We start from the raw sequence: 6617 nt of genomic DNA, 5'->3' as shown, positions 1-6617 counted from the left end.
ATTTTTATTCTCGAGCTCTTCCAGCTCACGACCATCCCTGTTTAAAACATGCCGCTCACCCAAAGACTCACTAACACAATCGCCGTTACCACAGCTGTAAAAGTGACCACGATTAATGTTTTTGACAGCAGATCTTTTCCGAAACTTCGTTCTTTACGCTGTATATCAACATCTTCATCTTCCATATAGGCAACAATTTCCTTGTAGGTCTTGACATTTTTTTCCTTTTTGATTTTTTCAATCTTTATCGCTGCCCACATACCGATCGCCCAAAGAATAAATGGAATCAACAGGCCTTTATTTCCTAAAAACTTCCATGCTGGTCCAAATAAAATCGCTGCCGCCATAATTGTTCCTGCCATAATCCAACTGTACTTATTCATCTCATCTTTTTTGATCACTTTTTTCATCGTCTCCACGTCTCCTTTGACAAGTTCGTCTAAAGTCACGTTAAAAAGAACACTCAGCAATAACAGATTATGAATATCTGGATAGCTCCGTTCATTCTCCCAATTAGAGATAGTTTGGCGAGAGACATAGATTTTTTCGGATAACTCTTCTTGTGAGTAACCTGCCCCTTCGCGTAATTTTTTGATCTGTTTGCTTAAATTCATTTCATCCGCTCCTTCAGCCTCACGATAAAACTTCTTGCTGCTCCCTGCTAGCAAAAATCTTTGTCATCGGCTTTTCCATCTATGTCAAAAGTCTTTATCAAGCCCAATATGCTTGATTTAACAACGTTTTTTATTTCTCTTCTCAGCGACCAAAAATATTCAGTGCTCCATGTAGCAGCATCGTTGAATAGCAATTCTTCGTTCGCCAACGCAGTAATTTTAAAATGAACCCATAGCATAAGCCACTCTAATCATTGTATCCAGTTCATCTCTTTTCCACTCAAGAAGCAATCGAATCTTGCCAGATAGAAAATAGAACAATCAGCAAATAAGCAGATATCCACTCATTTAAAATAACGTATATAGTGATTATAAATAGTCAACTTGGTAAAGAACAAAGTTGAGCCGCTGCTTCAAGTTAAAAAATAAACCTTTGATAGAACATCTACTCTCAAAACAACAATCAGCTTTAAGAGCACTCTTTGCCTCATTTGCTTCTCCTTCCAATACAATTACTCCATCAGATTCCCTGCTTTTCTACATGTGTTTGATCCATTATTTAGTATCCGCTTCTCCACGTTCGATGGATTCAAAAATTTCGATCGGCGGGGTCGTCATACATTTTGAGATGACTTCGGCAACTTCCTCTGGTGATTCCTTCACACCGTTTCGTATCCAGCGTTTGACGATCGCGATCGCACCATAATAAATGAACTCCTGCTGCAGCTTTTCCAGCTCTGTTGACTCGTTGGCGTTTAAGCGAATCTTTCTTTGAACCGCAGAGACATATGCTCGTTCCAGCTTCTCAATAAATTGTGGGCGGCCATGCTCCCCAAGCAATGTTTGAGCCGTATCCTTTCGTTCATACAAGAAATTCATCACAACCAAACAAGCCTCCTTAAAGAATCGTGCTACATGTTGCCGCCCATAGACATCGATTTTTTCAGTCACTGCCCAGCCGATATGATCGTTCAGGACCTGCTCAAAATTGGCGTAGATCTCCTCTTCCACCTCTTCTAAGACGGCATATTTATCTGGAAAATGATGATAAAAGGTTCCACGATTGATTTTTGCTTGCTTCGCTAGATTAGCGACGGTAATTTTTTCGAAGCCCACTTCATCCATCATTGTAAAAAAAGTCTGGATGATATGCAGCTTTGTCCGATCGGTTTTATTCGACATATTTTCCTCCAACAATTTGACCTGATTTGTTGAATTTTTGAACACTTACTTGGTAAATGATCAACTTTTGCACACTTGCCCCGTAATTGTTCGTTGTTCAACACCTTGTTACAGCTTAAACTATGGATCATAGAAAATCAACACAGTGTTCAATTAGGAGGAATCTCATGAATTACATTCAGGCATCCAAACTGAAAAAAACGTATCGAACAGCAACAGCAGAAATTCCAGCATTATCAGATATCTCGTTCTCACTAGATAAAGGCGAATTCACTGTCATTTTAGGGCCAAGCGGCTCAGGAAAAACTACCCTGCTAAACCTTTTAGGCGGCATGGATCAGCCCACAAGCGGCGAACTATTTGTCCAGCAGGAGCCGATTCACAGCTACAAAGAAAAGGAATTAGCAAAATACCGGCGTAAAAATGTCGGATTCATTTTTCAATTTTATAATTTGATTCCGACGTTGACTGCACTGGAAAATGTCGCGATTACTCAAAAGATTGCCAAGGACTCCTTTCAGGCTAAGGATATTCTGGAGAAGGTCCAGCTTTCCCATCGCTTAATGAACTTTCCACAGGAGCTATCTGGCGGTGAACAGCAGCGTGTTTCTATCGCCCGGGCTGTCTGCAAAAATCCGCAGCTTATTTTGTGCGATGAGCCTACTGGCGCTTTAGACAGTGAAACAGGCAAGCAGGTGCTGCATCTGCTGAAGGAAATGGCCGTCAACTATGGGCACACCATTCTCGTAGTCACGCACAATGCTTCGATTGCTCAAATCGCTGACCGCGTAATTCATTTAAAGGATGGCGTGATCATAGAAAATATTCGCCAAGAGCAGCCTTTAGAGATTGATGAGGTGATTTGGTAATGCTTCGTAAAACCTTTCGTGATCTGCGAAAAAATTGGATCAGCTTTCTCTCTGTCTTTCTGATGAGCTTTATTTGCCTATTCATTTTTACTGGTATTTTTCATTTTGGTCAGCAAATGGGGATCACTGGAAAACAGTTCTCAAAAAATAGCCATTTAGCCGACAGTACATTGACTGTTGCGAATTTCAACGAGCCAAAAGAAGCACAAACAAAGAAATTATCCTCCGTTAAGCAGTTTGCCCATCGATCAGTTGGACGCTATCAAAACGAACAGTTTTCCTTGACCATTCTAAGTTTTGATCACTCTTATACCAGCAAGCCGCAGGTTATTCGCGGAGCAAAGCTTTCTGATCAAGCCGGTATTTGGCTAGATGAAGATTTTTTTCAGGCAAATGAGCAGCAACTGGGCGATTATTTTTCGATTGATAACCAGCGCTACGAAATTTTAGGAACGGTCCGTCAGCCAGAATTCATCTATCATACCGAGAACAAGGATCAGCCGCTGCCGAATCATAAAAAGAGCGGGTATGCTTACCTATCTGAGCAGTATTTTGACCAATTGCCGATCTATCCTTCTCATCAGCTTTTATTGAAAACAAACAAAGACAGCAACATCCCTTGGTTAGAAAATGAGCTCTCCGACATTTGGGGAGATGAGTATCTGCAATTGACCGAAACAAACAACGGGAGCGGTCTTTCGATCTTCCTTGATCGTGTCACTCAAGTTCAGCGCTTGGCCTTTCTTTTTTCAAGTTTGTTCTTACTGTTAACGCTGATCACGATAGAAGCGACAATGCGGCGATTCGTCAAACAGCAGCAGATCGCCATACTGAAAGCACAGGGCTTTAGTGGCTGGTCGATCCTGCTGCATTATTTGTCCTTCAGCATGATCGTAACTTTTTTTGGATCTGTCCTTGGCTGCTTTTTAGGGCCAAAGCTGCTCTCTCCTGCTTTACTTTCAGCGATCGGCAAACAATTCTCTGTTCCTAAGTGGCTGGAAGTCCAGACAACTCTTGGGTATGCCATTGTCGCAGTTATCACATTTCTCAGCATGCTCATTACTTTAATTCCCGTACTACCGCTTGTAAACCAACTCCCTGCAGTCATCATGCAAAAGCAATCTACTCAACGCTTTAAACGAGTTTGGCTGGAACAAACAAGGCTCTGGTCTTACCTGCCCTTTTCCTTGCAGTGGACTTTGCGGGATATCCAAAGAAATATTCGCCGGGCAGTATTAGGAATTTTTGGGGCAATGGGCTGTATGCTTTTACTGATCGCGGCTTTAGGAATCAAGGACTCCATCAATTTTTCTTTGGATTCTGTCTTTAATGACACTTATCATTATCAAGAAAAAGTCAGCTTCAAAAGGCCCATGAGTGCTCAGGATCGACACTCGACAGTCCAGCATCTCACTTCTGATTATCAATGGATGGAGCAGCAATCAGTAAAACTGCTGAAAGGCTCGAAAGAACAAACTGTCCAGGCAACGATTGTTTCCAATGGTCGTCAGCTGAACCTGCCTGAAATTGAGTTGAAGAATCTGACAGCCAATCAGGTCGCACTATCTGAAGCACTAGCAAAAGATTTGAATGTAACGGCCGAGGAGACGCTTTACATTAAGCTGCAGCAGCAGATTCTTCCGGTGTCTATCAAAAAATTACTCCCCATTTCTTCTCCACAAGGGATATTCCTTTCGCAACGAACTTGGGAAAATTTGAAGCAGCCCTTCGAACCACAAAGTCTTTTGTTGAAAGAAAAAAATCAGCTGGCGCCATCGCCTTTGATCGCCGGCAGAAGTGAAAAGCTGCAGCAGTTTAAAGACTCTCAAGCACTAATTGAGGGGATTCTAACAATCGTATCCCTATTGATCCTAGCCGCATTGACTTTAGGAATCACCATCATGATGAATTGTCACCTGCTGATCTTTTCCGAACGCTTTATTGAATTTGCGACTCTGAAGGTTTTAGGTTTTACGAAATGGGAAGTTCTTTCATTGTCCTTTTTAGAGACCACCTTATTAACTTTGCTAGGCTGGCTGCTAGGCATCCCAGCCGGTTGGCTGTTTCTCAATACCTACGTAGCCCTGCTTTCCACAGGGCAGCAGCAATACCTGCCGCATCTCTCTTTTCAAAGTCTGATGCTTGCCAGCCTCGTCTTGTTTGCATGCATGCTGCTGGTTCAGGCGTATTTAAACAATCGTATCAATCGAATCGATTTCGCCACTGCTTTGAAGCCGGCTGAATAAAAAAATCAGGTTCCCTGCTCGAACTATCGAACGGGGAACCTGATTTATCTACCGTGTGAAAAACTCCTAACGTCAATGCGCTAGGAGTTCTCTATCTTATTCAGCTTTTGAACGACGTACATAGTTTTGGTAAAGAATAATACCGACGACGGTAAATCCTACTGGCCCTGCGATCATCCAAAGAGTATCGCGAACGCCCGCGCCTTCGATGATTGGTTGGAAGATCGTGAAGACATTCGCACCCAATACTAGTAGAAAGACGACGACACTGATAGCCATTGTCATACCATGAGATTTGTACACTTCGAACGGACGATCCAAGCCGTCTTTTTTCTTGAATTTAGGGAACGCATAGATCAAGAACAAGTAAGGCAATGTCATTGATACATTCGCCATCAAAGTCAAGATGTTATAGAAGGCAGATGGATCTGGTGTAGCGAATGAAGCAATCAAGATGATCGCAACAACGATCGCACATTGTACCCACATTGCGTAGCTTGGCATACCGTTAGCATTCAATTCAGTGAATTTCTTAGGCCATAATTTCTTCGGTGTTCCCATGATCAACGTCTTCAATGGAGAATACGTCAATGTGAAGAACGCACCGCTGTAGGCTAAGAACATTCCTAAACCAGTGTATCGAGCAAACCAGTTACCCATACTGATAGCAGCGCTTTGGCTTAAGCCGATCGCGTCACCGAAAACGTAGCCTAAGTTGTTCATCATAACATAAGAAATATTTCCTAGGTTCGTTGAATCACCAGATAATACGTCTTGCCAGTTGGTACTTACACCCCATAAGAAGATCCCCAATGCGTAACCAACTGAAATGATCAACGCTGAAAGGACAACACCTTTAGGGAATGTTTTTTCAGGATTTTTGGTTTTATCAACCATGCCCCCAACAGCTTCCAAACCACCATAAGCAAAGATCGCGAATACCGCGAATCCTAACAGGCCGATTGGACTTTGGTAACTAGGATTTGGAGAATGTAAAATATGATTGAATGGTTGAGCTAAGTGTCCACCATTTGCAACCAGAATAATTCCAGAAATCACAATCAAAACAACGTTTAAACTAGTTACCGCAATACCACCTAAGCTAGTGATTTTTACGATTCCTTTGACCCCTTTGATCGAAACCAAAGTAACGATGATCATCCATACACATGCTAATAAACCGACCACTTGGGTTGAGTTCATACCCAGCATATGTAATTTTTGCGTTTGGTCACTTCCGGCAAAGGCCGTTGTAAAAGGTATCCAAACTTTAGATGATGTAGAAACCATCCAGACAACGTAAGAAGCAAACCACATGAATGTTCCGATAAATGCGAAACGCGGTCCTACGCTGACCTCCAACCATTTATACATTCCACTGTTTTCGCCTTTGATTGTTGACCCAAATTCAGCCATCATCAATGCAAAAGGAATGAAAAACAGAATCGCAGCAACGACATAAAAGACGATTGAGCCATACCCCATCAAGTAGAATGCTACTGGACCGTTAGCAAACCCAAACACGGAGGTAAAGATCATCATGATCAGGGCACCAAGCGTCATGCCTTTTTCTGCTTTGGACATTGAAACCACTCCTATTCAATTTTGTCTCAGGACTCCTTCCACCACTGAAAGTCTTCATCAATTAGTTATTAATTGAGCAAGATTTTTTTAGTAACGAGCAGACCCTAAATGTTACTCTACAA

5 protein-coding genes are annotated in these 6617 nt (G+C 42.2%); 2 read left to right on the top strand and 3 right to left on the bottom strand.

The window, feature by feature from the left end:
• Nucleotides 1-41: 41 nt before the first annotated feature.
• Together JZO85_RS21530 and JZO85_RS21525 are read right to left on the bottom strand one after the other, a co-directional pair.
• Nucleotides 42-614: a helix-turn-helix domain-containing protein gene (locus JZO85_RS21530; protein WP_207110578.1), complete on the bottom strand. Its 573-nt coding sequence runs from the start codon at nucleotides 612-614 to the stop codon at nucleotides 42-44.
• Nucleotides 615-1169: 555 nt separating this feature from the next.
• The gene (locus tag JZO85_RS21525) at nucleotides 1170-1796 is read right to left on the bottom strand and encodes a TetR/AcrR family transcriptional regulator (protein WP_207110577.1); all 627 of its coding nucleotides are present in this window, start codon (nucleotides 1794-1796) and stop codon (nucleotides 1170-1172) included.
• A 167-nt stretch (nucleotides 1797-1963) separates the two neighbouring features.
• Between JZO85_RS21525 and JZO85_RS21520 the strand changes: the two genes are divergently transcribed.
• The gene (locus JZO85_RS21520; RefSeq protein ID WP_207110576.1) at nucleotides 1964-2665 is read left to right on the top strand and encodes an ABC transporter ATP-binding protein; all 702 of its coding nucleotides are present in this window, start codon (nucleotides 1964-1966) and stop codon (nucleotides 2663-2665) included.
• Nucleotides 2665-4911 carry an FtsX-like permease family protein gene (locus tag JZO85_RS21515; RefSeq protein WP_207110575.1) on the top strand — a complete coding sequence of 749 codons (2247 nt, stop codon included), beginning with the start codon at nucleotides 2665-2667 and terminating at the stop codon, nucleotides 4909-4911. The genes JZO85_RS21520 and JZO85_RS21515 overlap by 1 nt, the downstream gene beginning before the upstream one ends.
• 96 nt (nucleotides 4912-5007) lie before the next feature.
• Here the strand turns inward: JZO85_RS21515 and yjeM are convergent, their stop codons facing one another.
• Nucleotides 5008-6495 carry a glutamate/gamma-aminobutyrate family transporter YjeM gene (gene yjeM / locus JZO85_RS21510; RefSeq protein WP_207110574.1) on the bottom strand — a complete coding sequence of 496 codons (1488 nt, stop codon included), beginning with the start codon at nucleotides 6493-6495 and terminating at the stop codon, nucleotides 5008-5010.
• Nucleotides 6496-6617 lie beyond the last annotated feature (122 nt).

This window comes from Candidatus Enterococcus murrayae (genome assembly GCF_017315985.1).
In the GTDB taxonomy this organism is placed as follows: Bacteria; Bacillota; Bacilli; order Lactobacillales; family Enterococcaceae; genus Enterococcus_A; species Enterococcus_A murrayae.
The sequence above is the reverse complement of the archived record's forward strand: the minus strand, read 5'-3'. Positions and strand labels throughout refer to the sequence as shown.